Below are 26,507 nucleotides of genomic sequence, written 5' to 3'. Positions count from 1 at the left end.
AAAAAAACCGCGCCACTTTAAAAAGTGGCGCGGTTTTTTTGGCGGTTGAATCAGGTGTCTTGTTTGTTTTCCAGCACGGCGCCGGTTTTGGCGTCGAGCTTGACTTCAAAGCGTTTGCCGGCGGTGTCGGTCACGTCAACTTCGTAAACCAATACACCGTTTTTGTGGTCCAGCTCGGTGTCGGTGATGCTGGCGCCAGGGTGAGTGGCGACGGCAGCGGCGTTGAGTTTCTCGAAAGGCAACACCGCGCCGGATTTGAGCAGGCCTTCAATATGATCCGGACGAACATCCGCCTGGGCCAGACCGGCAGTCAGGGTCAGGGCGGTAGCGGCGAACAGGGCAGTCAGGGTTTTCATGGTGCGTGTCCTTCTGGGTGAGCTGTTTAAGTGGCGCCAGATTAACCGGCGCAACTTAACTCATCCTTAATGGCGCACTGACACCTAAGCGGCCTGACGCTTAGTAGCCATTGTCCTTGAGCAGATCCTGCACACTCGACGACGGCCAGCGCTTGTAGAACTTCAACAGTTCGGCGGCGCGGTTGGTGAAGATGCCATCGACGCCGGCCTTCATCACTTTCTCGAAGTCCACCGGCTCATCGACGGTGTAGACGTGCACCAGCAGGCCTTTGTCGTGGGTCAGCTTGTTCATTTCAGGCTTCACCAGGTCGGTGTAGCTCTGGTCGCCATGGTTGGTCAGCTCGGCCGACGGGCCAGTGCCGATGGCGCCGAGGCTCTTGGCTTCGTCAACCCATTTTTCGAATTCGGCAGCATCCTTCGGCTCTTGCTTGGCGTAGTAAGCGGCTTTGGTCGGCTCGCCCGACTCGGCGAAAGTTTGCGCGGATTTCGGCTCGATGCTGCCTGGGCCAACCCACAACAGCAGGATTTTCGGGGTGTTGGGCATTTCTTTTTGCAGCTCTTTCAAGCTGTCTTTTTCAAACGTCTGCAGCACCACGCGGCCCCTGCCCTGGCCAACGCCGGTGTTGCTCTTGCCCAGCTTGGAGCCGGCGGAGCTCAACCAGCCCTTGTCCAGCAGCTTGTTTTTCAGGTCGGCTTCGATGCCCGGGAATTGCTTGGGTTCTTTGGTCTCGATGTACAGGCCGGGTTTGTGCTGCGGGTTGCCTTCGGCGATCTTGATGATTTCATCCAGGCTCTGGATTTTCAGGCCGACGAACGCAGGGCGCGCGCGGTCCGGGTAGGCGGCGTTGAACCAGCTGCCGGCGTCCAGGGTGCGCAATTCGGCCCAGGTGAACTCGTTGGCCGGGGCGTCTTTACGCTCCGGGAACTTGGTGGCCACGTCGGTGGTGCGCTGCAGGTTGTTGTCGTGCAGGGCGAACAGCACGCCGTCCTTGCTGCGCTGCAGGTCCATTTCCAGGTAGTCGGCGCCCAGGTCGCGGGCCAGCTTGTAGGACGCGGCGGTGGATTCGGGGGCGTCGTAGGAAGCGCCACGGTGGGCGATGACGGCCGGGTACGGAATGCCTTCGTTTGTCGCCAATTCAGCCGGGCTGATCGGGTCGGCAGCCTGTGCCTGGCCAAGGCCGAGCATCAGCGCGAGCAGCAAGGCGCTCTTGGTAAACGTGACAGGCATATGCGAAGTCCTTTCGTGGAGGTAACTTGAGAAGGTGTCCTTTTTAACAATTGATTGCGAAAGGCGCTATCACCAAACCGACATTAAGGTGCTCACGCGGCATTTTTCCGGGTTTTTTTGTTCGGTGTTGCAGTATTCTTGGCCGAGCTGCCCCGTTAGAGGGCCGTAATTTCTGCCACGCGTGTAAACCATCTTTCCAGTCCCTGTGGGACTTTTCAGTGAGGTTTACCATGCGCATCACGTCCGAACTTATCTGCCAGGCCGCCGACCAACTCCACGGTTTTGTCGGCCTGAACCGCAAGACCGGCCAGTACATCGTACGTTTCAGCGAAGATTCCTTCGGCATGGACGTCGCCGATGACGGCATCATCCCCACCGCCGAGTTTGTCTGGCTGCCAGCCCCCGACCACGCCATGACCTTGTCGCGAGAGCGCATTCAACTGCTGCTGGACCAGAACATCGACGACCGCATCAACATCACCGAGCCGCTGCGCGTGTACATGCGCCGGGTGGAGATCCCGCAGATCAGTGCGTTGCGCAGTTTGGTGAGCTAGGCACCTGTTGTTTTGCCGGCAATGAAGATCAACTGTGGGAGCTGGCTGGTGTGGGAGCTGGCTTGCCTGCGATGCAGGCGACGCGGTCTCTGAGTAAAACCGAGTTGATGCCATCGCAGGCAAGCCAGCTCCCACAGGGGTAAGCATTTCACTGCGCAAAACTATAAGCCCGCTCCACCTTGCACACGCGTGTTTGAAACGCCGAGTACCACGTGGCGCGCCCTTGTTCGCGCACTTCGCGATGCTCGGCCTGCCTCTTCCAGGCCAGGATCGCCGCCTCGTCCTGCCAATAAGACACGGTGATCCCCAAGCCGTCTTCGCGTGCCGACTCCACGCCCAGAAACCCCGGTTGCTCACGCGCCAGTTCCAGCATGCGCGTGGCGGCCGCGCTGTAGCCTTGGTCACCCTCAGTACGTAGTGAGCTGAAAATAACCGCGTAGTAGGGCGGGGCAGGCGTGTTGGCGATCATTGCGACACCTGCCGGCAGGCCTTGAGCAGGGCCAGCGCCAACGGCGGCGTGATGCCCTTGAGTGCGGCGCGCTCGGGCTGGAACAGCGTGGCGACGAAAAACGGGTGGTCCAGCAGCTCGATGGCACGCAGGTCGCCCGCCGAATCGTGGCCGCTGGGAATCAAATCGCCTTCCAGCAGTGCCTCGGCGAATTCGGGGTTGAGGCCGTAGCTGCAGCGATAACCTTCGTGCAGCTCCAGCTGGCCGTAGGCCTCGGCGATGCGTGTGTAGGGCACCAGGCGCACGGTGTCCGTTGCCTCCACCAGCGCGCAGCTCAGCGGCGTGATGACCGCGCGTTTGGCCTGTGGGGCCAATTCACCGTGTTCTGCGTCAGCCCAGCCCAGCACGTTGCGGGCATATTCCAGCACGGCGTGTTGAAAACCACCGCAGGTGCCGAGGAACGGGCGTTTGCGTTCGCGGGCAAAACGGATCGCCCGCAGTGCGCCGTCGATGTCGCGGTAGGGGCTGGCGGGTACGCACCAGAAGCCGTCGAAGGCGTGCAGTTCGGTGTTGGCTGTGATCGTGTCTGTGTCCAGCCATTGCACGTGGAGTGTCAGGCCCAAGGCGTCGGACGCCTGTTGCAGGGCGACGGGGATGGCCTGGTGCGCAGTCACGTCGGGGTTGTAGTCGCCGATCAGGGCGAGGTGCAGGGCGGTGGCTTTCATCGTGTACGTCCCATGGCTTGTTGTGTCCTGGGCTGCACTATAGATTGGCGCTCACGCAATCAAAATTGGCGTTTGCCCACATGCTCAATGCAGCCACGCACTATCAAATCGACTACCCGGACCTGGCGTTGATCCTCGCCCTGGTGCGCGGCGGCACCCTGGCGCGGGCGGCGGCGTTGTTGCGGGTGGATGTGTCCACGGTGTTCCGCGCGGTACGGCGGCTGGAGGCGGCATTGGGCCAGACGCTGTTTGAAAAAAGCCGCGCCGGTTACCTGCCCACCAGCTTGGCCAGCAACTTGGCGCAACAGGCCGAACACGCGGAACAGGCCCTGGAAGCCGCGCGCATTGGCGTGGAGCAGGGCGGTGAAGTGATCAGCGGCACCGTGCGCCTGACCTGTACCGACTCGGTGCTGCAAGGCTTGCTGCTGCCGGCGCTGGCGCAGTTCATGCCCGAATACCCGGCGCTGACCCTGGAGCTGAGCACCTCGAATGATTTCGCCAACCTCAGCCGCCGCGATGCGGATATCGCCCTGCGCCTGACCAAGACGCCGCCGGAGCATCTGGTCGGCCGTTGCCTGGGCACGGTGGCCTATCAGGTGTGTGCCAGTGCTGGTTTCGCCCGTCAGCATGCAGGCCGTGCGCTGGCCGACCTGCCCTGGATTGCGCCGGATGACTTCCTGCCCGATCACCCCACCGTTGCCTGGCGCCGCGAGCACTTGCCGGGCGTGCGCCCCAGTTATCGCTGCAACAGCATGTTGTCGGTCACCGAGCTGGTGCGCGCGGGGATGGGCGTGGCGGCGCTGCCGGATTTTCTCTTGGGCAATGGGCTACAACCGCTTGGGCCGGCTTTGGCTGGGCGTGACACGGCATTGTGGCTGCTGACACGCCCGGATTGCCGGGCGCTGCGTTCGGTGGTGACGTTATTTGATGAGCTGGGGCGGCATGTGCGATTGCCTCGTGTGTAGCGGGCTTGCGCGAATGCCATGTCAGTTAACCCAATGCTTGTAGCAGCGAAGATCCCCTGTGGGAGCGGGCTTGCCCGCGAAAGCGGTGGTTCAGTCAACGTCAATGTTTGCCGGGCCGACGTCTTCGCGGGCAAGCCCGCTCCCACAGGAGTTACCCGCGCAAGATCGCTGTTTTTTCAAGGTTTACGCATAAACTGCTCATGCATTTCGCAGGTCAGGGTCTCGATACGCTCGGTCAGCTGCTTGGTCATTTCCGTCAGGCGGGTGTTCTGCTCCAGCAGTTCCAGCAGCTGTTTGGTGGTCTGTTCGGCCTGTGCCTGGCGCTCGGTGTTGGCGATGGCCAGGGCTTCGCGGTGCTGGGCATCGGCGTCGGACTGGGCTTTATCGCGGGCAGCCTGGCGGGTCTGGGCCAGCAGGATCAACGGCGCGGCATACGCCGATTGCAGACTGAAAGCCAGGTTGAGCAGGATGAACGGGTACACGTCGAAGTGCGTGACGCCGGTGATGTTCAACACCACCCACAACACCACGATTGCGGTTTGTGCACCGAGAAACGTCGGCGTACCAAAAAAACGCGCGAACGCTTCGGCCTTGAGGGCAAAGGTGTCATTCCCGAAAGTCGGCGCCAGGTGCGCGTGGCCTCGGTGAAAACGCAGGTGGTCGACGGGGGCGGCGGCTGGCTTGTCTGGGGTCATGGCGGGCTCGAATCCTTAGCGTAAAGACTAGTCAGCACTATAGACCGAGCCCTCGGCCAGACACATGAAGATCAGGTCAGTTGTTGCCCCGCTCATTGGCAAACGCGCTCACGGCCTGCACGGCTTCGCCGGTGCCTTCGCGAATCTGCAGGATCACCGTGCCGGCCTGGTTGGCCAACTCCACACCCAGGGCGGCACGGTCGCGCGTGCCTTCCATGCTGTCGATGGCTTGGCGGGTTTCCTCCTGGATCATCGCGATCATGCTGGAAATTTCCGCCGTCGAGCCGCTGGTACGTGCCGCCAGTTGCCGCACCTCATCGGCGACCACCGCAAAGCCACGGCCTTGTTCGCCTGCACGCGCGGCTTCGATGGCGGCGTTGAGGGCCAGCAGGTTGGTCTGGTCGGCGATGCCGCGAATGGTGTTGACGATGGCGGTGATCTGCTGCGAACGCTCGCCGAGCTTGGCGATCAACTGCGACGAGCCGTCAATGTCGGCGGCAATTTCGCGCATGCCGGTGGCGGTTTGCTGGATCACATCGGCGCCTTTTTCGGCGATGTCCCGCGTGTTCAGGGAGATGTGGTAGGCCTGGGCGGCACTGGCGGCGTCGGCCGCATGTTGTTGCACCCTGGCGGTGACGTCGGAGGCGAACTTCACCACTTTGCACAGGCGCCCGCTGGCGTCGTACACCGGGTTGTAGTTGGCTTCGAGCCAGACGGTCTGGCCGTTTTTATCGATACGCTCGAACTGGCCATTGAACAGCTCGCCCTGGTTCAAGCGTTTCCAGAATTCGCTGTAGGTCGCACTGTTGGCCAGCTCCGGCTTGCAGAACAGGCGGTGATGCTTGCCCTGGATCTGCGCCAGGCTGTAGCCCATTCGCTGCAGGAAATTCGAGTTGGCGGTAATGATGGTGCCGTCGAGGTTGAACTCGATCACCGCCATGGCGCGGTCGATGGCGCCCAGTTTGGCGTTGGCTTCGCTTTCGGCCTGCAGGCGTGGGGTGACGTCCATCGCGTACTTCACCACTTTGATGACCTGGCCGGTGTCGTCGCGCACCGGGTTGTAGCTGGCCTCCAGCCACACTGACTGGCCGTCACCCGCAACGCGTTCAAAGGTGCCCGATTGGAATTGGCCGTTGCGCAGTTGCGTCCACAACTGGTTGTACTCGGCGCTGCGGGCGAACGCGGGTGTGCAGAACATTCGGTGGGGCTGGCCCACGACCTGTTCGGCGCGATAACTCATGGTTTTGAGGAAATTCTCATTGGCCCGCAGCACGGTGCCCTGCAGGTCGAATTCGATCACCGCCATGGAGCGCTCGATGGCATCCAGCATGCTGGCTTGCTGGGCGTTGGTGTGTTGCAGGGTGCTGATGGTTTTTTTATGGGCGTTGAATAGCATGTTCGAAGGCTCGGGGAAGCACGCGTCTGAGGTATCCATGAATATGCGCCTGCCCCCGTAGGGCCGCGGGCCTTACGGTTGACTTGCTCATTGTCAGCTTCCTTGTGCCGACAGAGGGGGGTTGAACAACGGATTCAGAGTGATCGGCCTGCCAAGAAGTTCGCCACCACGGCAGCGTTCTTAATGGCTATGCGACCAATGGCGGCATTATGCTATCGCAGCAGGGTGGCGGCAGAAGATTCAGACGAGATGTCGTCGGACGACTCAGGCGGAGTGGGCGACTACGTAGTCGCTGACATTGACCCGGTTGCGACCGGTGTCCTTGGCCGTGTACAGCGCGCGATCCGCAGCGTTGAGCCACATTGCGGCATCGCTGAAGGACGCCTGGAAGTCGGCCAGGCCGATGCTCAGGCTTACGCGCAGCTCAGGGATCTGCGGGTTGCGATAGTTGCTGAAGGTTTCGCGCATCTGTTCCATGACCTGTGCGGCGTCTTCCAGGGGCATTTGCGGAAGAATCACACAGAACTCATCGCCGCCGTAACGGCCCGCCAGGTCGTTCTCGCGCAACACTCGGCGCAATTCCAGGCTCAATTGCCGCAGCACGGCATCCCCGACGATATGGCCGTGGGTGTCGTTGATTTGCTTGAAGTGGTCGATATCAATCAGGGCAATAGTCGCGTGGCTTTGCTGCTGTTGGCATTTGTGGAATTTCAGCTGCAGCAGGTCTTTCCAGGAACCGTGGTTGAGCAAACCGGTCAGGCTGTCGGTGCGGCTCAGGGCGCTGAGGGCGCGTTTGTGTTCCGAGAGCTTGATTGCCAGCTGATAGCAGACCATGCCGATGGCCATCGGATAGAGCGTCAGCATCGGCAGGCAGGTATAGACCTGGGCCAGGCTGACGTTGGGGTTGAACTTGATCCCGAACAGCCCCCATGCCAACCCGATACCCGCGGCCTGTGCCAGCAGCCCACGCAGGAACAGGCGCTTGCCACCGGCCGCGACGTTATTCATGGTCATCATCGACAGGATGGTCACAGCTGTGAGCGGGGTGAACTGAGCGGCTGCGGCCCAGAACCCGCCGAGCAACGAGTCATAGAGCAGGTTGCGCTGTTCAGCCTGGTAGGGAAACTGCGAGCGCGTGGAGAGCTGGTACGCCACATGCGCCCAGGCATAGCCATTGAATAACAGCAACGCCCAGACCCAACCTGGCATCGCCAGAGGGTAAAGGGCGCCGACGACACTGATACAACCGATACCCAGGCCGATGATCCTTGGCTTGTAAATACGCCTGGCAAATGAAAGCCCTTTGCCTCGTCTGTTTTCCATAATGTTCCGGGTCAGCTCTTTTTTGCAGATATGACAGCGTGCGTCAGCGGCTAGAACCGTTGATCGGATAATAGTTGTGAATATTGTCAGTTATTCGCGTGGGAATAATCAGTGTCCTTCCAAGCCATTTGCACGGCACAGCGTGCGAATAAGCTAAAAACGACCCGGAATGTCGTTCATACAACTGATTTTTACTGCGGGTGGGGAGCGCTGACTTCGTAGCCGGCCAGGAACAGGTCGATGGCCGACTCGATAACGCTGGCCTGGCTGGCGTCATCAAGCGTTGGTTGGCCCAGAGTGATTTGCGGCCAGAAGGCGAACGCCTTGAGCAGGCTTTGAATCTGGTGCGCCGCGAAGGCCGGATCGGAGCAGCGCAGGCGCCCATCTTCCTGGGCGGCGCGCACCCATTGGGTGAAACCCTCTTCGCGCTTGCTCAGGCGGTTGACCATGTCTTGTGCGCGTTCCGGCGAGTGAATGGTGGCGGCAATCGCGACACGGGCCAGGTCGAGGAAGTTGGCGTCCGACATCATCTTCATTTTTGCTTGCAGCAAGCCACGCAACTGCTCGCGCAGTGGGCGGTCACTGGCGTAGCTTACGTCCAACTGGGCGACGCTGCTGGCCCACAGCTGGTGGAGGATTTCGGCAAACAACTCTTCCTTGCTGGGGAAGTGGTTGTACACCGTGCGCTTGGAAACGCCCGCCGTGGCGGCGATTTTATCCATGCTGGTGACCTCGAACCCGTTCGCGCGAAACTCGGCGATGGCGGCGGCCACGATGGCTTCGCGTTTGCGGTCGGTGAGGCGTTGGGGAGCAGTCATGGAGTGCGTTCGGCTCTAAAGGGAAATTACACTCGGTAGTTTACTTGCTCCGGGTTTTGTTGCAATCTAGAAACTACACTGTGCAGTGTAATTATAGAGCGGAATGCAGGAGTCACTCAGCAATGGCCACGATTTCAAGCCGACTCGACCCAGCGCCAGCGGCGCCCAAGACTGCCGAGCAGGAGCAAGGGCATTTCAGCAACGATGCACCGGTGCAACACGGTGGCTTCGGCAAGACGTTGCGTATTTTCTGGAACATGCTTTTTAACAAGCCTCGCAGCACGCGCCCCGTGGGTAAGATCCCGGTGCAACCGCTGACGCGCGAGCAACTGTTGGCGGCTCCCGATCACAGCGTTTTTCGCTTGGGGCATTCCACGGTACTACTGAAAATGCGCGGCAAATTCTGGGTCACCGACCCGGTGTTCGCTGAGCGCGCCTCACCCTTCAGCTGGGCCGGGCCCAAGCGCTTCCACCAGCCGCCGATCAGCCTGGAAGACCTGCCGCCGCTGGAGGCGGTGATTCTTTCGCACAATCATTACGACCATCTTGACCATAAGGCCGTGGTCCAACTGGCCGACAAAACCCGTTACTTTCTCGCGCCGCTGGGCGTGGGCGACACCCTGATCAAATGGGGCGTTGATGCCAGCAAGGTTCGGCAAATGGATTGGTGGGAAGGCACCGAGGTGGACGGCATTCGTTTTGTCGCCACACCGGCCCAGCACTTTTCCGGGCGTGGCCTGTTTGATGGCAACCAGACGCTATGGTGTTCCTGGGTGATGATCGACGGCGCACGGCGGATTTTTTTCAGCGGCGACACCGGTTATTTCGACGGCTTCAAACGTATCGGCGAACAGTACGGCCCGTTTGATCTGACGCTAATGGAAACAGGTGCTTACAACGTCGATTGGCCCCATGTGCACATGCAACCGGAGCAAACCCTGCAAGCACACATCGACCTCAGGGGCCGTTGGTTGCTGCCGATTCACAACGGCACTTTCGACTTGGCCTTCCACGCCTGGCATGAACCGTTCGACCGCATCATGGCGTTGGCCTGGGAGCGCAACGTGTCGATTACCACGCCGGCGATGGGCCAGGCGTTCAGCTTGAACCAGCCTGAGCGTGGGCATGCGTGGTGGCTGGAGGTGGAAACTCAAGGTGCCAAAGAGCACGCTGCGGGCTGACACGCGAGGCCGTGGAGAAATGAGTTTTCAGGGTGTTTCAGCCCTGCGACAAACAGCAGATGAGAGTGCGATCATCCCGGCAACGTAATTGTCGGGAGCAGTTTCTGATGGAGAAAAATTGTTGGGAACATTGGCGATTGGGTCTGCCCTGTGGCCCAGTGCTCTCCATGCCGGGCGCTGGCGAAGCGGCCGGCATGCGGCCGGCCCCGGCGCAGTTGCAAACCGAAAAAGCGAACCCAGGCGGTGTCGTCTTCGGCGCCGAACAGCCTATGGGGCGCACGCTCATTCCCGGCTATAACGCCATCGCCCCGCCGATCACGCCCCTGCGAGATCCTGCATTATCCCTCGTCGCCTTGAGCGGTATCGATCCCGCAGAGCCTGTGATGGTGGAAGTCCCTCTGGTGATGAATAACACCACCTTCACGGCGACCAAGGTGCTGTACGGCTGGCGCATCGGGTTCGCTGAGCGGTATGTGCGCGGGGGGCATTACGAACTCGTCGAGTACAGCTCAGCGTTGCTGCGAGCTTTCCACATCCTGCGCCAAGCCGGTGCGCAATTGGTGCCAGTGGACGCGCGACGTGCGGATCCCTCCCTTCAATTCACTCTGCAGCGCAATGAAATCGATGAGCTTGTGATCGAGCATCGTCTTGATGCCTTAGTGTCTGACGGCCGGAGTGCAGCCTTTCATAACGCATGTGTCAGTGGGTACCCCTCGCATTGCGAACCGTTGGCGGACGGGGCGAAGCTCTGGTTTTATGGCGCACGGTGTTCTCGCGACGCGTTGCCCACGTTGCTCTTGGCCTATCGACAGGTCAGCGCTGGCGTGTCGGGCGGCCAAGAGCAATTACGAGGCGCGCTGAATACTCCTGCTCTGTAAGTGGTTACGGTCTTAACGTGTGCGGTGGGCCGGGTTCCTGGAATGGCGAACGGATCAACGTTGATCCTTCATGTTCTCGGAACTCAGGAGAGTCCATAGGGTTGCCATCGCTTATGGCATGTATTCGATCATCCGACAGAGTGCGCAGTCACTGGCCGCAAGCCAACCAGTAGCCGATGGGAAACCTGTCCCGGCGGGCACCAGCCTGTTGGTTCCGCAGGCTTTGAACGGTGAAAATCTGCCGGTGGAAAACAGCCCGCAGTTTCGTAAGACGCTGGAAGTGCTTCGCGAGCAGGGCGCCATTATGGTGCCGGTCAATTTGCGCCTGGTTGACGCGTCACGCTACGACGAACTGCTGCTATCGGATGTGAAGGAGGAACTGAGTGCCTATTTGGCCAATCGCCCAGGACTGCCAGTCAAGTCATTGACCGAGTTGATCACGTTCAATAAAGAGCGTGATGGCACTGAGGTTGAGCACCAGCCCGTGCTTAAGGAAGTCAGCGCCTCCAGCCTGGCTCCGGAGCAGCGCAAGACGCTTTGGGACGCGCTTATCGAAGATTTTCGCGACACGGTGGATACCCCGATCAGCACGCATAACCTGGATGCCATGGTCTCGGATTTCGCAACCAACAGTTACTTCGGTACCGCTATCGCCGGTTACCCAGGGATCACCTTGCCTTCCGGAACCGATGACGACGGTCTGCCAACCGGTGCCTACTTTTTTTTGGCACCCGTTGGTCAGAGCCCACGTTGTTGGCCATCGACTATGGGTATGAGCAGGCGGCCCAGGCGGCAACGAAACCTGGGCTTTAACCGTTTAGCTGACTACACGCCGTAACGTGCCGCCGGGCTGCTATGTGACAGGTTAGGGCCCAGGGCCAGGCGCGCTGCTTCGTAGGCCTCCCAATCCAGGCTGTCGGGCAGCGATGGGATGGTGACCTTCTCACCTTGAGCGAGCCCAGCCAGGGCGGCATCCACCAGATTCTCTGCGCTCATCACCATCGTTCCGGGCAGGTTATTCACCGGCAGCCCTGCGACATCCCAGAACTCGGTGGCGGTGGCCCCAGGCAGCACCACTTGAACGCGCACACCCTTGTCGCTCAGTTCATGTTCGAGAGACTCGCTGAACGCCTGCACAAATGCCTTGGTGCCACCGTACACGCCGTTCAGCAATTTTGGCGCGACCGCTACGATGGAGCCGATATTGATCAGGGTGCCGCGACCCTGGGCGACAAAACTGGTCGCGGCGGCTTTGGCCAGGCGGGTCAGGGCCAGCACGTTGAGCAGAATCATCGCCTCCATCTTGTCTGCGTCGGAGTCCAGTAAGGATGCGCTGGCGCCGACACCGGCATTGTTAACCAGCAGGCTGATGCGCTTGTCTTCGTGCAGGATCTGTTCGATACGTGCCAGGTCGGCCGGCAGGTTGAGGTCGGCGGCTACCACTTGGACATCCCGTTGGGTGTCGGCTTTGAGGTGCGTGGCCAGTTGGTCCAGACGCTGCTGGTTACGCGCCACCAGAATCAGGTCGTAACCCTGGCGAGCCAGACGGTCGGCATAAAGGGCGCCAATACCCGAAGAGGCGCCGGTGATCAGGGCATAGCCTTTGGTTTGAGTCATTGCAGTTGCTCCAGGATGGCCGAGGAAAGTTCGGCCTTGTTGGAACCCAGATTATGGGTGTACCGTGATGTCTGCAATGTCGTATATCCCTCCTTTAGAGACATGAGGTTTGGCCATGGTGTCTGTCGGTATTTTGCTGTTTCCAGAGTTTCAGATGCTCAATTTGAGCACGAGCACGGTGTTCGAATTTGCCAACCTGGAAATGCCGCAGCCCTTCTATCGGGTAGACCTGGTGTCCGAGAAGGGTGGCCTCGTCAACAGCTCCATGGGGTTTGCCATTGATACCGTGCCCTTTGGCCTGCGCCCCTACGACACGCTGTTAGTGGCGGGAGACAACGATGTGCTGGAAGCCAGTCCGGGCATGCTCGCTTACTTGCAGCAAGCCATGCTGAAATCGCGCCGTGTTACATCCGCTTGCACGGGTTCTTTCCACCTGGCAGCGGCCGGGTTGCTGGAAGGGCGTAAGGCAACCACGCACTGGTATCACGCCCGCGCCTTTCGCCAGGCCTACCCGAATGTAAGGTTGGAAGAAGACCGCATCTTCACGGTCGACGGCCCGCTCTGGACCTCCGCCGGCATGACCGCGTGCCTCGACCTGGCACTGGCCCTGGTCGAAAACGACCTGGGTGTGGAGGTAGCCCGCGAGGTGGCGCGCAAATTGGTGATCTACCATCGGCGTGCAGGCGGCCAGTCGCAGTTTTCTGCGTTGCTGGAGATCGACCCCAAATCCGACCGTGTGCAAACCGCCCTGGCCTACGCTCGCCAGCACTTGCAGGAGGAACTGTCCGTCGAGCAGTTGGCCGAGGTCGCCCACCTCAGCCCGCGCCAGTTCAGCCGACTGTTTCGCAGCGAGACCGGGCAAACCCCAGCCAAGGCCATCGAACGCCTGCGCATTGAAGCGGCGCGGCTGATGCTTGAATCCGGCGACCACGCCATCGACATCATCGCCCGAGAAACCGGCTTTGGTGACCCCGAGCGTATGCGCCGCGCCTTCCTGCGTGCCTTCGGCCAACCGCCACAAATGATGCGCCGCGCGCTGCAATTGCAAGCCTGATGCGTGAACAGATGACACTCAATGCACGGGGGACGCCATGAGCTACAAAATTCACATCCTCGGTGCGGCGGGTGCAGGCACCACCACCTTGGGCAAAGCCCTGGCCGAACGCCTCAATGTGGCTTATTTCGACTCCGACGACTTCTACTGGCTGCAAACCCCTGAGCCCTTTACCGTCGCCCGGCTGCGAGACGAACGCACTCGGCTGCTACAGGAGCAGAGTGCCGGCCTCGAAGGCTGGGTACTCTCCGGTTCTCTGTGCGGATGGGGTGACGCCATGATCCCGCAGTTCACCCACGTGGTGTTCCTGCGTGTGGACCCTCACGTTCGTCTTCACCGCCTGCAGCTGCGGGAAGTGCAACGCTATGGCGACCGGGTTCTGGAGGGCGGCAGCCGCCATGAAAACAGCCTCGCGTTTCTCGCCTGGGCGGCTCGTTACGATGGCGGCAACCATAGCCTTCGCAGTCTGCGTCGGCATGAAAGCTGGTTGAAACCGCTGACCTGCCCGGTGATTCGGTTGGACGCTACGCACCATTCGGTTGAGGCGTTGGTGAATCAATTGATGCCGCTGTTGAGCCCATCAGCCGCGAAATGATGCCTTGTGCGGCGGGCTCGGATGGGGCGCTGTCAAACTTGCGCACACTCATCCCCCACCCCGGCGTAAACCCCGGGAAAAACACCAGCCCTTCAGCTTCCAGCCGAAAAGCCAACGCCAAGCGGGTTTCATCATCCACATCGGCCTGGCTTTCAAAGCGCTGTACCGCCTCCACCGCCAACCCGGCTTGTCGGGCCAGTTCTTCGCGGCTCCAACCGAGCATCGCGCGGGCCTGCACACTGTGCTTGGCGGTGAATTGATGCAGGACGATCTGCTGTTCTACGAAAGAGCTCATTGCCAGAGAGGACATGGGGTTTCTCCAGGATTCGACGGGGGAGGGCAAACTATACTGTGTTTTTGTACAGTTGTTTCTACCGCTCATCAACTGGATTTTTTTGATGGCAATTCAGCCATCGACTATTCCACTCCCGGCGCTTCCCGAATAATCAGGTGATCCAGGTTCTCGATATTCGCACTGAATACCCCGAAGGTCTGGTCGGGGTTCTTCTTGCTCGGCACCTGTTTCAATTCCGGCGTTACCCCATAGAAGAAGCAATACAACGCCTTTTCGCTGCCTGCCGCCGCCCTGATCTGCTCCAGGAAAGCCGTGCGCTTGCGGTAGTTCTCGATGAGTTTTTTGCTCAGGTAGACGTTGACCGAGTAGGGCTTTTTGTCGAGCCAAACCTTCTTCTCGAAGTCGATGCGAACGCTGGCGGTGTAGTCCTTGATCGCCTTGATTTTGCCCCAGTAGATCAGGCCCTTGTTGTCCTGCAGGTATTCGATCTTCTTGAAAAACGTCCAGTAAGTCGCCGTGTGATCGCCGATCTTCAAGGGCATGCGTTTGAGTTTGTCCTTGTCATCGATGTTGGACACGTAGCATTCCACCGGATGAGCGAACACGCTGGTTTTGTCTGGGGTGGTATCGCTGGCGCTGTGGGACACGGCGACGCGATTTGACGGTGCTTTCGCAGGCTCCTGCGGGGCAGAACCTTCGATGCCGGGCACCGGTGCCTTGCGTTCGTACTGACGTCGCGTCAGTACGAATTCCGATGGGAAATTTTCCTCGCGCTCGTCGTCACCTTCACCGGTCGAAGTCTTGTGCGTGCTGGCATAGCGGCAGCCGTCGATATGCCGGGTGCCGGCCTTGTTCTTGAAGTGCGGCGTGCGCTGATAGTTGACGTTTTTGGCGTTGAAGGTACTCAGCGCATTGCCCGCATCGAACGCCGCGCGGCATTCGTCGTTAGGGCACAGGAAGCTGTCCTTGTCGGAGTCGAAAGGGCTGGTTTCGTCGAAATTCAGGTCTCGTACGTCGTAGATCGACAGCTTGTCATCGAGACTCAGGCTGTAGGCCGTGTCGAATTTCATGGGGCTCGGGTCCGTGAGATGTATGGCTGGATATTACGCAAAACTTCGCCATTGCGGAGATCAAAAAATGTCCCACACAAGCCAACTTCCACATTTAGATGTGAGGAGTGCTGTTCACACGCCGTCCGCTTAGGAAACACAAGGTGCCGCCTACCGCGGTCAAGGCGCCGAGGGCATAGAACATGCTGACCGGCGCCGCATTGATCAACAAGTACCCGCAAATCACCGGGCTCATCGCCCCGCCAAATGCCGCCAGGTTTTGCGCGCCGTAGTAACTGCCGCGCAGCGCGTCGGGGGCGATGGTGTCGATAAACAGGAACTCCGACGGGTAGATAATCATCTCGCCCAAGGTGAAGACGAACATCGCCAGGCACCAGGTGATCAGGCTGTGCGCCAGGCTGAAACCGATCAGCCCGGCCATAAACAGTAAGGTGCCCAGCACGATCCAGTAGCGCAGCTGTTCGCGCTTCAGAAACCGACCGATCTGGTACTGCATCAAAATCACGGTTATGGCATTGCAGGCCAGCACCGCCGACAGAATCTTCAGCGCCTCGGCGGGTTTGTAGGCCACCAGCAAAAACTGCGACAGATAAAGGGTGTAGCGCCCGTGGACAATGGTGCTCAACAGGCTGCCACTGGTGAACAGAATCAGTGTGCGGTCGCTGCGCAACGTGCGCAGGGTACTGAGGAAGCTCAGGGGTTTATTGCTCTCATCGCGTTGCGTCGGCGGGATGCCGATCATCAGGAACAGGCTGCCAAACGCAATGGCGCTGGCGATCAGGAACGGCGCCAGTTGCATGTGGCCGGCGATCACCACGCCGACCATCGGGCCGGTGGCGTAGCCGACGTTGGTCAGGGTGTAGCGCAGGGAAAACACCTTGGCGCGATCACCCACCGGCAGGTTTTCGCTGATGATGGCCTTGGAACCGATCAGGAACAGTGCCGAGGCGGCTTCCGTGATCACCAGCGTCAGGGTGGTGAGGTAGAGATTGCTGGCAAAAGTCAGCAACAAAAAACCGATGGAGCTGGACAGCATGGCCAGGATCAGCAGCTTGCGCTTTTCCAGGCGGTCGATGATGTAGCCGCCATAAAGGCCGAGCAGTGTGGCGATAAAGACGGCAATGCCCATCAGCAGGCCGATGTCTTGTTGATTGAGGCCCAGGCGGGTACTCAAGAGCAAGGCGAGCAGGGGGCTGGTCATGGCACGGCTGACCACGATGGTCACCGAGCAGATCATCAGACGGCGGATTACCAGGGAGTAGGTGGCCACGGTGAGGGCGAGCGTCCTTGTTATTTCTTCAAAACAACACAATCCAACTGTGAACACAGATCAACTGTGGGAGCCGGGCTTGCCCGCGATGGCGGTGTAACAGGCAATGTCGGTGCAAGCCAACCTACCGCTATCGCAGGCAAGCCAGCTCCCACAGTTTTTTATTGTGTTTATTGGCCGGCGTTGATGCTGATCTTTTCCACCGCACCTTGCTCCAGATCCCACTTCTTCAGGATCTTGCCGTACGTCCCATCGTCAATCATGCCCTGCAGCGCTTCACTGATCGCCGTGACCAATTCGGTGTTGCTCTTCTCAATCCCCAGCCCGGTGAACTGCTTGGAAATCGCCAGGCCCACCGGCTTGTACTTGCCCTTATCCAACGACATCAAATAAGGAATCGTCTCGCTGCCCTGCATCGCCGCATCCAGACGGTTCTGCTGCAACTGCGCGCGCGCATCCGCCGAGCCTTCGGTGCCGATCACCACGATTGCCGGCTTGCCCGCCGCTTCGCAGTTTTCCTTGCTCCACGCGGCAATTTCCGACGGCCAGGTAGTCCGGCGGCTGGTGCCGACTTTTTTACCGCACAGGTCAGTCAATTCCTTGAGGTCTTCACGCTTGGCCAGGGTGTAAAACTGCGGGCCGCTGGTGAAATAGTCGATGAAGGTCACGGCCTTCTGGCGCTCGGCGGTGTCGCTCATGCCCGACAACACGATGTCGACGCGCTTGGTGGTCAGGCCGCTGAGCATCTGTTCGAAGCCGGTTTCCTGCCACTTGATCTTCACGCCCAGGCGCTCGGCCAGGGCGTTGCCGAGGTCGAAGTCCAGGCCGGTGAGTTTGTTGGTGGCGGTGTCCTTGAAATCCATCGGCGGGTAGTTCGGCACGATGGCCGCGCTGATCTCACCCTTGTCCTTGATTGCCGCCGGCAATGCCGCGAATACACACGAGGAGGCCATCAGGCCTGCGAGCAACGTTGGGATAAACAATTTTTTCATGGGGGCGTTCTCGTTAGTTTTTTAGTTAAGTGCGAACGGCAGAAATAAAGCTTTGGGTACGCGGGTTTTGTGGGCTTATTAGAATTTCTTCCGGGCTGCCGGCTTCCACAATCTGGCCGGCATCCATAAACACCATGCGGTTGGACACTTCGCGGGCGAAGCCCAACTCATGGGTGACCACGATCATGGTCATGCCGGTGGTGGCCAAATCACGCATCACCGACAGCACTTCGCCTACCAGCTCCGGGTCGAGGGCTGACGTGGGTTCGTCAAACAACATCAACTTGGGGCGCATCGCCAGCGCGCGGGCAATCGCCACACGCTGCTGCTGCCCGCCAGACAACTCCACCGGGTAAGCATTGCGCTTGTCTGCCAGGCCGACACGGGCCAGCAACTCCAGCGCGTCTTCGATGGCTTCCTTGGGCGAGCGCTTGAGCACTTGCACCGGGCCTTCGATGATGTTTTGCAACACGGTCATGTGCGGGAACAAATTGAAGCGCTGAAACACCATGCCGGTCGCCAGGCGCTGGCGCGCAATCTGCGATTCATTCATTTCATGCAGCTTGTTGCCGACGACGCGGTAACCCACCAGTTCGCCGTCGACCCACAGGCCGCCCTTGTCGATTTTTTCCAGCTGATTCACACACCGCAGCAACGTGCTTTTACCCGAGCCGGACGGGCCGATGATGCACATCACTTCGCCTTGCTCGACCTCGATATTGATGTCGCGCAGCGCGTGATACTGGTCGTAATACTTGTTCAGGTTGACGGCCTTGACGATGCTTCTCATGGGGCAAATCTCCTCAACCCAAACTTACGAACGCTTGCCGGCGCCGCGGGCAAAACGACGCTCGAGGCGGCTTTGACCAAATGAAAGAACAGTCACCACCGCCAGGTACCAGATGCCGGCCACAATCAGCAGCTCCATGACCCGGGCGTTGGCGTAGTAGATGTTTTGCGCGTTGTGCAACAGCTCCGAGTACTGGATCACGCTGGCCAGGCTGGTCATTTTCACCATGCTGATGAACTCGTTGCCTACCGGCGGAATGATCACTCGCATGGCCTGCGGCAGAATCACCCTACGCAACGCCTGAAGGCTCGGCATGCCGATGGACTTGGCGGCTTCGTACTGGCCAGTGTCGACCGACAGTAAACCCGCGCGCACCACCTCGGCGGTGTAGGCGCCCTGGTTGATGCTCAAACCGAGCAGGGCGGCCGCGAACGGCGTCATCAAGTCGACGGTGTCGATGCTGAACAAGCCCGGAATTGCGATCACCGGGAAAATCAGTGCCAGGTTGAACCACAGCAACAGCTGCAGAATCAGCGGCGTGCCACGAAACAGCCAGGTGTAGGTGATGGCCACGTAGCGCAGGATCGGGTTGGCCGACATGCGCATGATTGCCGTGATCACGCCGATGACCACGCCCAACGCCATCGCCAAAATCGACATGACGATGGTGTTCACCAGGCCCCACAAAATGGCCTCAGATGTGAGGAACTGCCCGATGTAGGACCATTCGATCTGGCCATTGGCAAAGGCGCGCAGCAATGCGGCCAATGCGATCACGATCAACGTGGCAAAAAACATCCGCCCGTAATAACGACGCGGCACGTGCTCGTACTGCGTGATATCGAACTGGTTCTCGGACAACTTGCGCTCAGCTTCCAAGCGCTCCGCCGGGGTTTGGTTCATGGTGACTCTCCAAAAAAATACGTGTTACCTGATCGTTCCCACGCTCCGCGTGGGAATGCCGCCTCGGACGCTCCGCGTCCCGCTGTTCGTGCGTGACTTGGCGACGCGGAGCGTCACAGGATGCATTCCCACGCAGAGCGTAGGAACGATCGTCAGATACGAAACCCGGTGTAGCTTTCAGCCCACTTCTGCTGCTCAGCCAACGCCACCTTCAACCGCCCAATCTGCTCCCGAACCCGCTCCGGCGCCGTCCCGCCCCAACCACTGCGCGCCGCAATCGCCGCCTCCAGGGTCAAGCAGTCCCGCACCTCAGGCAACAACCGAGCATCCACCTCGGCCAGCATCGCCGGCGAGGCTTCCCACAACTCAATCTCATGCTTCTCACAGGCTTGTACCAAGGCACCGGTAATCTCATGCGCCTCTTTAAACGGCACACCGCGCGTGGCCAGCCAATCCGCCACCTCAGTCGCCAAGGTGAAGCCCATCGGCGCTTGCCTGCGCAGCTCTTCCACCTGCACCTTCATGGTCGCGACCATCCCGGCCATCGCCGGCAACACCAACAGCAAGGTGTCCACGCTGTCCAACACGCTGTGCTTGTCTTCACTCAAATCGCGGTTGTACGACAGCGGCAACGACTTGAGCGTCGACATCAACCCGGTCAGGTTGCCAATCAAACGCCCAGCCTTGCCCCGCGCCAGTTCGGCAATGTCCGGGTTCTTTTTCTGCGGCATGATCGAGCTGCCCGTCGCGTAGGCATCGTCCAGCACCACCCAGCGAAACTGGCGCGACGACCACAGGCAAAATTCCTCCGACAGCCGCGAAATATTCACCCCGAGCATGCCCGCCACAAACAGAAACTCCGCCACATGGTCACGGCTGGCGACAGCGTCAATCGAGTTTTCGCACGGCCCGGTGTAGCCCATTTCCTTGGCCGAATGCTGCGGCTGCCGCGCAATCGCCGAACCTGCCATGGCGGCTGCGCCCAACGGCGACAACGCTGTGCGCGCATCCCAATCCACCAGGCGTTGCACATCGCGCAGCATCGACTGCGCGTGGGCCAGCAAATGGTGGGCAAACACAATCGGTTGCGCCTGCTGCAAGTGCGTGAAGCCTGGGCAAATGCTCTCCACATGCTGCTCGGCCTGCTCCACCAACGCTTGCTGCAAACCCAGCACCTCAGTGGTGATGGTGCGCGCGTGGTCACGTAGGAAAAGGCGCAGGTCATTGGCGGTTTGATCGTTACGCGAACGTCCGGCGCGCAGCTTGCCGCCCAGGGCGCCCAGGCGCTCGGTCAATACGCGTTCGATGAAGGTGTGTACGTCCTCGTCATCCAGGGTTGGATGCAGGTGGCCGGCGGCGAAGTCCTCACCGATACGGTCCAGGGTCTCGAGGGTGCGCAAGGTCTCCGACTCATCCAGCAAACCGGCGCGCTGCAATTCACGGGCATGGGCACGGGAGCCGGCCAGGTCGTAGGGCGTCAGGCGAAAATAGCGCTCGGGGCAACGCGACAACGCGGCCAATGCAGCAGACGGGCCGGTCTTGAAACGAGCGCCCCAAAGGCGGTCGGTGGGCTGGGACATCGGTATTCCTCACGCTTGTTTTTAGAAGAGTCGGAGGCAGTAAAAAACTAAAAAGACCTGATCGTAGTGTCAGGTTTTTACGGGTGTTAAATCAGCCTCTGCGTGCTGTTCAACCCGCTATATTCAAGGTTGCCAAGGGCGGATGTTTACGGCCATTATCGCCGCCTGGCTATGTTCAAGGATTGGGTTGAAGCCTGTTGAATATGGCACTTGAGGTCAACGCGTATTATGGAAACCCCACTTTCCACTTCTGGAAACATGCCGCCAAAACCCGGCACTCGGCCGCCGCTGCAACTGAGCGGGCTGGACTTCAAATTACTGCGCGTATTCATGGCCGTGGTCGAAGCCGGCGGCTTCAGCGCCGCGCAAAACGAGCTGAACGTGGGCCTGGCGGCCATCAGCAAACAGATCTCCGACCTCGAAATCCGCATCGGCATGCGCCTGTGCACACGGGGCCGGGAAGGGTTCGGCCTGACCGAAGAAGGCAAGTTGGTGTATCAGGCGTCCATCGAGTTATTTACCTCGGTGGACAGTTTCAGAGACAAGCTTAGTTCGGCGCAAAACGAGCTTATTGGTGACCTTAGTGTCGGCGTAATTGATAACACCGTCTCCGACGTTAATTCGCCGCTAATTACCGCCTTAGGTAAATTACACAGCGAATCACCGAAAATTAGATTGCGCCTGCATGCCTCGCAACTGGACGAAGTTGAACGCGGCGTAGTGGAAGGACGCCTGATCGTCGGCATCGTCCCGGTGTACCAACGCCGCGAAGAATTCGACTACTTCCCGCTGTACGAAGAAAAAGCCCACGCCTACTGCGCCGCAGGACACCCGCTGTTCAACGCGAGCGACATCACGCCAGACGTACTGCGCCAATACGAAGTGGTCAACCACCGCTATGCGATCCACCGCGACAAGGCCAACTTCGTCACCTACGACAGCCAGTCCGCCTCGGCCTCACAGGTTGAAGCCGTCGCCATCCTGATCCTCACCGGCCGCTTCCTGGGCTTCCTGCCGGAACATTACGCCGCGCCCCTGGTAAGGGAAGGGCGCCTGCGCGCACTGTGCCCGGAACAGGTTCACCTGAGCACCGCGTTCAACCTGATCCTGCGCCACAACGCGCCAAGAAGCCCAATGGTAAAAGCCTTCGCAACAGCCCTGGGCGTAGACCTCAAAGCCGCGACATAAACCCCTCCGAACGTCGATCAACAAGCTCACGCAGCTCAAATGTGGGAGCTGTCGAGCCCCAGCGAGGCTGCGATGGGATCGACTCGGTCCACCCGCCGAACTCGCTATTTGTATCGATACATTTTCTGCATAGGCGGCAAGCCATCTGACTTGTATTGTCTTTAACCAACCAGGAGGAGTACGCCTATGCATCAAACAAAAATTAACTCAGGCAACCGAGAACAAACAGTCTGCACCCCAGCAGATTTGCATCTCCCGGCAGGGGCAGCAGATATAACGGTGCGCGCGATGGGCAATGAGCAAATCATTGCTCCAGCAGAAAATACCTGGGACAGCTTCTTCCTAGACCCTGAATTCGTCTCCAGCGACTTCATGCCTGAAAGAACCCAGCCGAAACAGCAGGACCGAGAGTCCTTTGAAGACTAGACCCCCAGCACCCCATGCTAGTGCGCTATCTATCTGGCACCGATCAAATGTGGGAGCTCTCGAGCCCCAGCGAGGCAGCGATGGGATCGCCTCGGCCCACCCGCCGACCCCACCCACCCGCATCACCGCTGCAACTTGCCCTGCTTCTTCTTCGAATGAAAATGCCGAAAATGCGCATCCTGCGCCGCCGCCAACAACTCCCGATCCCCACGCGTATCGCCCCAAGCTCTCAGCCGATACTCGCCCAAATCCCCATACACCGCCTCAAGCCGCAGCACCTTATTCTCACAGCGGCAATTATTCCCCGTGAGCTTGCCCGTCAACACCCCGTCGACCACTTCAAGCTCAGTACCAATCAACTTGATCCCCAACCGATTCGCAAACGGCTGCAACACCAACGCCGGCGACGCCGAACACAGCGTCACCACCGCCCCCGAGCCCAACTCCTGCTCTACCGAAAGAACCCCTGCCGGGCGCATCAACCGCGCCCAATTCTTCTGGCAATACTCCTCAGCCTTCTGCTGCACCCACGCCTTCTCCACCCCCGTCATAAAGGTGCGGATCAACTGCGCCTTCAACTCATCCCGGCTGATCTGCCGCAGCAAAAAGCGCAGCCCAGGCACCGCCAGCTTGACCATCCGGCCATAAAACTCACCGGGGCCAAAGGCAAACTTGAGGAAGGGCACGAAACTGTCGTGATGGGTCAGGGTGCCGTCGAAGTCAAAGACGGAAAGTACTTTGGCGTCAGCGGGGCCGGCTTCGAGCATGTCTGGGTTCACGGGTGGGCCTCGGTCCTATCTGGTATTTTTTGAGCGTTCATCAGGTGTGACAGCAGGAGTTTACTCGCGTGCCAATCTTCCGATCTTGGCGTAAAGCGACTCGGTGAAAGCATCCCGGTCACTCGACCGGTGACAACGCTGATGGCAATTGGGGCACAAGGCTACAGCATTGGTCGTGCGATCCGAACCCTTCTGGGCGAGGTGCTTGACGTGATGTACTTCAAGAAATGGCTGGCCATCAATCCCAGCGAATGGCGCGGGCAAATTGCAACCTTCGCAGACCCCATTCGCAAACTGTAGAACCAGCTTACGCACATGATCGGCGCGTGCGTAAGAAAGACTGACAGTAAACAACTGTCGCGGATTCAGAATGCCTTGTGGCTCAATTACAAGGAAAGGCTTCGAAAAGGGCGGGCGCTCGCCGGGCAGTGGCTTATCTACAGCTGTCAGACCAAGCTCAGCGTGCAGGCCAGGTTTTGTTGCTAGCACCTTGCGAATACGTTCACTCACTCCGGCACCGATGTTTTTCGCAGGCATATAGCCAGTGATACGTCGCAAACCTAGCTGTTCAAATACCGCAGAGATGTTCTGCATGCGATATTCAATTGACGAAGCGCTGCGCAGGTTGAGTGGACCCTCTCGCAGTAACCGGTTCTCATCTGACTTTTTGAAGGCTTGCCCACTTCGTTCAAGCGTCCACATTTTCAGGTAGCCATCGACGGACGCTTCAAGCTCCTGATCGCTCCATCCGGTATTACTTTTTTTCGTATCCATACAGCCGCCGAGGGTAGAAAACCCTCGGACGATACTGAGTAGCCATTATGACGTCTACGAAATTTCCTACGAATCGGTGGGACTTGCCGTTCGTTTGCGTCAGTGCATTCGCTGCTTCATTCGGAAAGGTTGGGTGAGCTTTCGCCACCACGGAGTCTTTGCTGACTCCCTCCGATAGGTCCGATTAACCAGTAAATACGGCATATCCCGAAGTCTTATCCAGCCTTCATCTTGCCAATGCAGCAGGTTCAACGACATCTCCGGCCAATCCAACATGCTCAACAACGGTCGTTCCACCGTTGGTGGCTGACGCTCGTCCCTCAACGTTGGAACTACTTCATGAGTGAGCCAACTACGCAGAAGGCGATTCCCAGGGGTGTAGTGATAGACCAGCAGCGCGTAAGCACCGGATTCGCTGATCATCAGCATTTCTTCGGGCTGACCGTGGAACAGCAGTTTTAGAGTTTTTCGTTGGTCTTCATCGAGCTTGCGAGTCGTGCGCTCATCTAAGCACCACCCCATCAAACGTCCAAGGTCACGCGCACAGAACCACGCTTGGTTTTCTAGAAGGAGGGCGTGTAATTGAAGATTATGACGAGTAAAAACTAAGGCAATTGAAAGCTCGGATGTGAGCATACCTTCAGCATTAGGCAAGTTGAGTAGATATTGGCTAGACACTTCCTATGACCTCTACGTGATTTACAGAAGGGTGGAAACCCAACGTAGAGAGCGGATTTTAAGAAACTCCAACTTGCTTGGCCTCGATACAGCATTCATTCCGCATGATTGGCCATGCGGTTTCTTGACTGTGTGATTGAGGCTAGCAGCTACGTTGGGCGTTTCTTAGGCACCGGTAGACGAGACTATTTAGCATCGAAATTCGTATCAACCTTTCTATGGATGATTTTGGTGTAAGACGGCTCCTATGCAGATCAAAGGAGGCATAAAAAAGCCCTGAACATGTCAGGGCTTCTTAATGTTGCTTGGCTTAGGAATCAATCCCAGCTCAGCGCGCCGCCGGTTTGATACTCGATCACGCGGGTTTCGAAGAAGTTTTTCTCTTTCTTCAAATCCATAATCTCGCTCATCCAAGGGAACGGATTCGTCGTCCCTGGATACTCTTCCTTCAACCCAATCTGCGACAAACGACGATTCGCGATGAACTTCAGATAGTCCTCCATCATCGCCGCATTCATCCCCAACACCCCACGCGGCATGGTGTCACGTGCGTACTCGATCTCCAGCTGAGTCCCTTGCAGAATCATCTGGGTCGCTTCTTCCTTCATCTCGGCATCCCACAAATGCGGGTTTTCGATTTTGATCTGGTTGATCACATCGATACCGAAGTTCAGGTGCATCGACTCGTCACGCAGGATGTACTGGAACTGCTCAGCCACGCCGGTCATTTTATTGCGACGGCCCATGGACAGAATCTGGGTGAAGCCGCAGTAGAAGAAGATGCCTTCCAGGACGCAGTAGTAGGCGACCAGGTTGCGCAGCAGCTCTTTATCAGTCTCGACGGTGCCGGTTTCGAACTTCGGGTCGGAGATCGAACGGGTGTACTTCAAGCCCCAGGCGGCCTTTTTGGCGACCGATGGAATCTCGTGGTACATGTTGAAGATTTCGCCTTCATCCATGGCCAGCGATTCGATGCAGTACTGGTAGGCGTGGGTGTGGATCGCTTCTTCGAAGGCCTGGCGCAGGATGTACTGGCGGCACTCCGGGTTGGTGATCAGGCGGTACACGGCCAGCACCAGGTTGTTGGCAACCAGGGAGTCGGCGGTGGAGAAGAAGCCGAGGTTGCGCATGACGATGCGGCGTTCGTCATCGGTCAGGCCTTCGGGGTTTTTCCACAGGGCGATGTCGGCGGTCATGTTGACCTCTTGCGGCATCCAGTGGTTGGCGCAGCCGTCGAGGTATTTCTGCCAGGCCCAGTCGTACTTGAAAGGCACGAGTTGGTTGAGGTCGGCGCGGCAGTTGATCATGCGCTTTTCGTCAACCGCGACGCGGGCGGCGGAGCCTTCGAGTTCGGCGAGGCCTTCGGCGACGTCGAGTTTGTCGAGGGCGGCCTTGGCGCGCACGATGGCGGCGGAGTCACTGGCGGTGACGGCGCGAGCTTCGATGGCGGCGGCGGCGCCGGCACCGTCGAGGCGGTCCATGTTGGCTTCGGTGGCGTGGCCGGCGTTGGCGCCTTTAGCGGCTACTTCGCCTTCTTCTTCTTTGTCGAATTCGTCCCAGCTCAGCATGACGTGTCGTCTCCTGCGTGAGGGCTCAAAGGTGCCCGTGTGAAACCGGATGGTTGGGTGTTCACACGGCCCTGAGGCCGCGGTGGATCTTAAGGAATCGTTTGTTGCAACAGCTCGCGCAGGCATTAAACGGAATTGGGTAACGGGTGCTCTGCTTGAGGCTGAGGGGCGGAGCGACTGGTGCATGCTCCAGCGGGAGGCCTCAGGTCTGGCTCTTCATCCCAGTGTAAAGGGATATTGCAGGCCCGATTTACCCGCGCATTATAGGGAAAAATTCGACTTTGTGTTGCGGCGGATGGTCACGATTGAGCGCCAAAATGGCTTGGTTTTCGGCCAAGGCGCGTGTTTGCAAGGCTTTGCC

28 protein-coding genes and 1 pseudogene are annotated in these 26,507 nt (G+C 59.0%); 9 read left to right on the top strand and 20 right to left on the bottom strand.

The features are described 5' to 3' along the window. Nucleotides 1–50 precede the first annotated feature (50 nt). Nucleotides 51–356, bottom strand: a complete 306-nt coding sequence (locus tag PspR76_RS23845) for a PepSY domain-containing protein (RefSeq protein WP_159959252.1) — start codon at nucleotides 354–356, stop codon at nucleotides 51–53. 100 nt (nucleotides 357–456) lie between these two features. After that, nucleotides 457–1,584, bottom strand: coding sequence for a glycerophosphodiester phosphodiesterase (locus tag PspR76_RS23840; RefSeq protein WP_159959250.1), 1,128 nt, complete (start codon nucleotides 1,582–1,584; stop codon nucleotides 457–459). A gap of 230 nt (nucleotides 1,585–1,814) precedes the next feature. Here PspR76_RS23840 and PspR76_RS23835 point away from each other — a divergent pair, with 230 nt between their 5' ends. Beyond that, nucleotides 1,815–2,138, top strand: coding sequence for a DUF2025 family protein (locus PspR76_RS23835; protein WP_159959248.1), 324 nt, complete (start codon nucleotides 1,815–1,817; stop codon nucleotides 2,136–2,138). A 148-nt stretch (nucleotides 2,139–2,286) separates the two neighbouring features. On the opposite strand, the gene PspR76_RS23830 is transcribed toward PspR76_RS23835, so the two are convergent. Further along, nucleotides 2,287–2,607 (bottom strand): antibiotic biosynthesis monooxygenase family protein, encoded by a 321-nt coding sequence (locus PspR76_RS23830; protein ID WP_159959246.1) that lies wholly within the window; start codon nucleotides 2,605–2,607, stop codon nucleotides 2,287–2,289. Further along, nucleotides 2,604–3,311, bottom strand: a complete 708-nt coding sequence (locus PspR76_RS23825; protein ID WP_159959244.1) for a CTP synthase C-terminal region-related (seleno)protein — start codon at nucleotides 3,309–3,311, stop codon at nucleotides 2,604–2,606. The genes PspR76_RS23830 and PspR76_RS23825 overlap by 4 nt, the downstream gene beginning before the upstream one ends. 80 nt (nucleotides 3,312–3,391) lie before the next feature. On the opposite strand from PspR76_RS23825, the gene PspR76_RS23820 reads away from it, so the two are divergent. Then, the gene (locus PspR76_RS23820) at nucleotides 3,392–4,276 is read left to right on the top strand and encodes a LysR family transcriptional regulator (protein ID WP_159959242.1); all 885 of its coding nucleotides are present in this window, start codon (nucleotides 3,392–3,394) and stop codon (nucleotides 4,274–4,276) included. A 176-nt stretch (nucleotides 4,277–4,452) separates the two neighbouring features. On the opposite strand, the gene PspR76_RS23815 is transcribed toward PspR76_RS23820, so the two are convergent. The 4 genes from PspR76_RS23815 to PspR76_RS23800 all read right to left on the bottom strand — a co-directional run bounded on the left by PspR76_RS23815 (nucleotide 4,453) and on the right by PspR76_RS23800 (nucleotide 8,508). Further along, nucleotides 4,453–4,971: a DUF1003 domain-containing protein gene (locus PspR76_RS23815; RefSeq protein ID WP_159959240.1), complete on the bottom strand. Its 519-nt coding sequence runs from the start codon at nucleotides 4,969–4,971 to the stop codon at nucleotides 4,453–4,455. Nucleotides 4,972–5,047: 76 nt separating this feature from the next. After that, nucleotides 5,048–6,367, bottom strand: a complete 1,320-nt coding sequence (locus tag PspR76_RS23810; protein ID WP_159961619.1) for a methyl-accepting chemotaxis protein — start codon at nucleotides 6,365–6,367, stop codon at nucleotides 5,048–5,050. Nucleotides 6,368–6,631: 264 nt separating this feature from the next. Next, a complete protein-coding gene (locus PspR76_RS23805; protein ID WP_159959238.1) occupies nucleotides 6,632–7,690 on the bottom strand; it encodes a diguanylate cyclase in 1,059 nt (352 codons plus the stop codon). A 191-nt stretch (nucleotides 7,691–7,881) separates the two neighbouring features. After that, complete coding sequence (locus PspR76_RS23800) at nucleotides 7,882–8,508, bottom strand: TetR/AcrR family transcriptional regulator (RefSeq protein WP_159959236.1); 627 nt, start codon at nucleotides 8,506–8,508, stop codon at nucleotides 7,882–7,884. A gap of 122 nt (nucleotides 8,509–8,630) precedes the next feature. Here PspR76_RS23800 and PspR76_RS23795 point away from each other — a divergent pair, with 122 nt between their 5' ends. From PspR76_RS23795 to PspR76_RS23785, 3 genes and pseudogenes are all read left to right on the top strand, one after another. After that, nucleotides 8,631–9,689: an MBL fold metallo-hydrolase gene (locus PspR76_RS23795; protein ID WP_159959234.1), complete on the top strand. Its 1,059-nt coding sequence runs from the start codon at nucleotides 8,631–8,633 to the stop codon at nucleotides 9,687–9,689. Nucleotides 9,690–9,856: 167 nt separating this feature from the next. After that, nucleotides 9,857–10,567, top strand: coding sequence for a hypothetical protein (locus tag PspR76_RS23790; protein ID WP_237235695.1), 711 nt, complete (start codon nucleotides 9,857–9,859; stop codon nucleotides 10,565–10,567). A gap of 199 nt (nucleotides 10,568–10,766) precedes the next feature. Further along, a pseudogene (locus tag PspR76_RS23785) lies at nucleotides 10,767–11,380 on the top strand (amidase family protein); the annotation flags it as partial. Between the two features lie 12 nt (nucleotides 11,381–11,392). Here PspR76_RS23785 and PspR76_RS23780 read toward each other — a convergent pair. Beyond that, complete coding sequence (locus PspR76_RS23780) at nucleotides 11,393–12,184, bottom strand: SDR family NAD(P)-dependent oxidoreductase (RefSeq protein ID WP_159959232.1); 792 nt, start codon at nucleotides 12,182–12,184, stop codon at nucleotides 11,393–11,395. A 115-nt stretch (nucleotides 12,185–12,299) separates the two neighbouring features. On the opposite strand from PspR76_RS23780, the gene PspR76_RS23775 reads away from it, so the two are divergent. Beyond that, the gene (locus tag PspR76_RS23775) at nucleotides 12,300–13,238 is read left to right on the top strand and encodes a GlxA family transcriptional regulator (RefSeq protein WP_159959230.1); all 939 of its coding nucleotides are present in this window, start codon (nucleotides 12,300–12,302) and stop codon (nucleotides 13,236–13,238) included. Between the two features lie 37 nt (nucleotides 13,239–13,275). Continuing rightward, nucleotides 13,276–13,833 carry an AAA family ATPase gene (locus tag PspR76_RS23770; RefSeq protein WP_159959228.1) on the top strand — a complete coding sequence of 186 codons (558 nt, stop codon included), beginning with the start codon at nucleotides 13,276–13,278 and terminating at the stop codon, nucleotides 13,831–13,833. On the opposite strand, the gene PspR76_RS23765 is transcribed toward PspR76_RS23770, so the two are convergent. The 7 genes from PspR76_RS23765 to argH form a co-directional block, all read right to left on the bottom strand. Next, a complete protein-coding gene (locus PspR76_RS23765) occupies nucleotides 13,763–14,143 on the bottom strand; it encodes a helix-turn-helix domain-containing protein (protein WP_159959226.1) in 381 nt (126 codons plus the stop codon). The two genes, PspR76_RS23770 and PspR76_RS23765, sit on opposite strands and share 71 nt — an antisense overlap. 107 nt (nucleotides 14,144–14,250) lie before the next feature. Further along, nucleotides 14,251–15,198 (bottom strand): hypothetical protein, encoded by a 948-nt coding sequence (locus tag PspR76_RS23760; protein WP_159959224.1) that lies wholly within the window; start codon nucleotides 15,196–15,198, stop codon nucleotides 14,251–14,253. A gap of 94 nt (nucleotides 15,199–15,292) precedes the next feature. After that, nucleotides 15,293–16,468 carry an MFS transporter gene (locus PspR76_RS23755; protein ID WP_159959222.1) on the bottom strand — a complete coding sequence of 392 codons (1,176 nt, stop codon included), beginning with the start codon at nucleotides 16,466–16,468 and terminating at the stop codon, nucleotides 15,293–15,295. 170 nt (nucleotides 16,469–16,638) lie between these two features. Then, nucleotides 16,639–17,460: an ABC transporter substrate-binding protein gene (locus PspR76_RS23750; protein WP_159959220.1), complete on the bottom strand. Its 822-nt coding sequence runs from the start codon at nucleotides 17,458–17,460 to the stop codon at nucleotides 16,639–16,641. A gap of 25 nt (nucleotides 17,461–17,485) precedes the next feature. Beyond that, entirely contained in the window at nucleotides 17,486–18,250 is a 765-nt protein-coding gene (locus PspR76_RS23745; RefSeq protein ID WP_017134648.1) for an amino acid ABC transporter ATP-binding protein, read from the bottom strand. A gap of 24 nt (nucleotides 18,251–18,274) precedes the next feature. After that, nucleotides 18,275–19,153 carry an amino acid ABC transporter permease gene (locus PspR76_RS23740; protein WP_159959218.1) on the bottom strand — a complete coding sequence of 293 codons (879 nt, stop codon included), beginning with the start codon at nucleotides 19,151–19,153 and terminating at the stop codon, nucleotides 18,275–18,277. 152 nt (nucleotides 19,154–19,305) lie between these two features. Beyond that, nucleotides 19,306–20,733 carry an argininosuccinate lyase gene (gene argH, locus PspR76_RS23735; protein WP_159959216.1) on the bottom strand — a complete coding sequence of 476 codons (1,428 nt, stop codon included), beginning with the start codon at nucleotides 20,731–20,733 and terminating at the stop codon, nucleotides 19,306–19,308. Between the two features lie 228 nt (nucleotides 20,734–20,961). Between argH and PspR76_RS23730 the strand changes: the two genes are divergently transcribed. Together PspR76_RS23730 and vapB are read left to right on the top strand one after the other, a co-directional pair. Further along, nucleotides 20,962–21,921: a LysR family transcriptional regulator gene (locus PspR76_RS23730; protein WP_159959214.1), complete on the top strand. Its 960-nt coding sequence runs from the start codon at nucleotides 20,962–20,964 to the stop codon at nucleotides 21,919–21,921. Nucleotides 21,922–22,107: 186 nt separating this feature from the next. Further along, a complete protein-coding gene (gene vapB, locus PspR76_RS23725; protein ID WP_159959212.1) occupies nucleotides 22,108–22,347 on the top strand; it encodes a type II toxin-antitoxin system VapB family antitoxin in 240 nt (79 codons plus the stop codon). Between the two features lie 122 nt (nucleotides 22,348–22,469). On the opposite strand, the gene PspR76_RS23720 is transcribed toward vapB, so the two are convergent. The 4 genes from PspR76_RS23720 to PspR76_RS23705 all read right to left on the bottom strand — a co-directional run bounded on the left by PspR76_RS23720 (nucleotide 22,470) and on the right by PspR76_RS23705 (nucleotide 26,146). After that, complete coding sequence (locus PspR76_RS23720) at nucleotides 22,470–23,114, bottom strand: HAD-IB family hydrolase (protein WP_159961613.1); 645 nt, start codon at nucleotides 23,112–23,114, stop codon at nucleotides 22,470–22,472. Nucleotides 23,115–23,186: 72 nt separating this feature from the next. Then, nucleotides 23,187–23,900: an HNH endonuclease gene (locus PspR76_RS23715; RefSeq protein WP_159959210.1), complete on the bottom strand. Its 714-nt coding sequence runs from the start codon at nucleotides 23,898–23,900 to the stop codon at nucleotides 23,187–23,189. Between the two features lie 99 nt (nucleotides 23,901–23,999). Further along, nucleotides 24,000–24,536, bottom strand: coding sequence for a BRO-N domain-containing protein (locus PspR76_RS23710; protein ID WP_174245686.1), 537 nt, complete (start codon nucleotides 24,534–24,536; stop codon nucleotides 24,000–24,002). A gap of 359 nt (nucleotides 24,537–24,895) precedes the next feature. Beyond that, on the bottom strand, nucleotides 24,896–26,146 hold the full coding sequence (locus PspR76_RS23705; RefSeq protein WP_032879817.1) for a ribonucleotide-diphosphate reductase subunit beta: 1,251 nt from the start codon (nucleotides 26,144–26,146) through the stop codon (nucleotides 24,896–24,898). Nucleotides 26,147–26,507 lie beyond the last annotated feature (361 nt).

This window comes from Pseudomonas sp. R76, assembly GCF_009834565.1.
Taxonomy (GTDB): Bacteria; Pseudomonadota; Gammaproteobacteria; order Pseudomonadales; family Pseudomonadaceae; genus Aquipseudomonas.
Note: the sequence above shows the minus strand (reverse complement) of the source record. Positions and strands in the feature narration are given on the sequence as shown.

Coding starts and splice junctions, on each gene's coding strand:
- PspR76_RS23715 (WP_159959210.1), bottom strand. CDS start 23,900: ATGGATACGAAAAAAAGTAATACCGGATGGAGCGATCAGGAGCTTGAA.
- PspR76_RS23740 (WP_159959218.1), bottom strand. CDS start 19,153: ATGAACCAAACCCCGGCGGAGCGCTTGGAAGCTGAGCGCAAGTTGTCC.
- PspR76_RS23840 (WP_159959250.1), bottom strand. CDS start 1,584: ATGCCTGTCACGTTTACCAAGAGCGCCTTGCTGCTCGCGCTGATGCTC.
- PspR76_RS23720 (WP_159961613.1), bottom strand. CDS start 23,114: ATGCTCGAAGCCGGCCCCGCTGACGCCAAAGTACTTTCCGTCTTTGAC.
- PspR76_RS23845 (WP_159959252.1), bottom strand. CDS start 356: ATGAAAACCCTGACTGCCCTGTTCGCCGCTACCGCCCTGACCCTGACT.
- PspR76_RS23780 (WP_159959232.1), bottom strand. CDS start 12,184: ATGACTCAAACCAAAGGCTATGCCCTGATCACCGGCGCCTCTTCGGGT.
- PspR76_RS23795 (WP_159959234.1), top strand. CDS start 8,631: ATGGCCACGATTTCAAGCCGACTCGACCCAGCGCCAGCGGCGCCCAAG.
- PspR76_RS23710 (WP_174245686.1), bottom strand. CDS start 24,536: ATGCTCACATCCGAGCTTTCAATTGCCTTAGTTTTTACTCGTCATAAT.
- PspR76_RS23730 (WP_159959214.1), top strand. CDS start 20,962: ATGGAAACCCCACTTTCCACTTCTGGAAACATGCCGCCAAAACCCGGC.
- PspR76_RS23760 (WP_159959224.1), bottom strand. CDS start 15,198: ATGAAATTCGACACGGCCTACAGCCTGAGTCTCGATGACAAGCTGTCG.
- PspR76_RS23825 (WP_159959244.1), bottom strand. CDS start 3,311: ATGAAAGCCACCGCCCTGCACCTCGCCCTGATCGGCGACTACAACCCC.
- PspR76_RS23815 (WP_159959240.1), bottom strand. CDS start 4,971: ATGACCCCAGACAAGCCAGCCGCCGCCCCCGTCGACCACCTGCGTTTT.
- PspR76_RS23790 (WP_237235695.1), top strand. CDS start 9,857: ATGCCGGGCGCTGGCGAAGCGGCCGGCATGCGGCCGGCCCCGGCGCAG.
- PspR76_RS23750 (WP_159959220.1), bottom strand. CDS start 17,460: ATGAAAAAATTGTTTATCCCAACGTTGCTCGCAGGCCTGATGGCCTCC.
- PspR76_RS23745 (WP_017134648.1), bottom strand. CDS start 18,250: ATGAGAAGCATCGTCAAGGCCGTCAACCTGAACAAGTATTACGACCAG.
- PspR76_RS23820 (WP_159959242.1), top strand. CDS start 3,392: ATGCTCAATGCAGCCACGCACTATCAAATCGACTACCCGGACCTGGCG.
- PspR76_RS23805 (WP_159959238.1), bottom strand. CDS start 7,690: ATGGAAAACAGACGAGGCAAAGGGCTTTCATTTGCCAGGCGTATTTAC.
- PspR76_RS23765 (WP_159959226.1), bottom strand. CDS start 14,143: ATGTCCTCTCTGGCAATGAGCTCTTTCGTAGAACAGCAGATCGTCCTG.
- PspR76_RS23800 (WP_159959236.1), bottom strand. CDS start 8,508: ATGACTGCTCCCCAACGCCTCACCGACCGCAAACGCGAAGCCATCGTG.
- PspR76_RS23810 (WP_159961619.1), bottom strand. CDS start 6,367: ATGCTATTCAACGCCCATAAAAAAACCATCAGCACCCTGCAACACACC.
- PspR76_RS23830 (WP_159959246.1), bottom strand. CDS start 2,607: ATGATCGCCAACACGCCTGCCCCGCCCTACTACGCGGTTATTTTCAGC.
- PspR76_RS23835 (WP_159959248.1), top strand. CDS start 1,815: ATGCGCATCACGTCCGAACTTATCTGCCAGGCCGCCGACCAACTCCAC.
- PspR76_RS23770 (WP_159959228.1), top strand. CDS start 13,276: ATGAGCTACAAAATTCACATCCTCGGTGCGGCGGGTGCAGGCACCACC.
- PspR76_RS23775 (WP_159959230.1), top strand. CDS start 12,300: ATGGTGTCTGTCGGTATTTTGCTGTTTCCAGAGTTTCAGATGCTCAAT.
- vapB (WP_159959212.1), top strand. CDS start 22,108: ATGCATCAAACAAAAATTAACTCAGGCAACCGAGAACAAACAGTCTGC.
- PspR76_RS23705 (WP_032879817.1), bottom strand. CDS start 26,146: ATGCTGAGCTGGGACGAATTCGACAAAGAAGAAGAAGGCGAAGTAGCC.
- argH (WP_159959216.1), bottom strand. CDS start 20,733: ATGTCCCAGCCCACCGACCGCCTTTGGGGCGCTCGTTTCAAGACCGGC.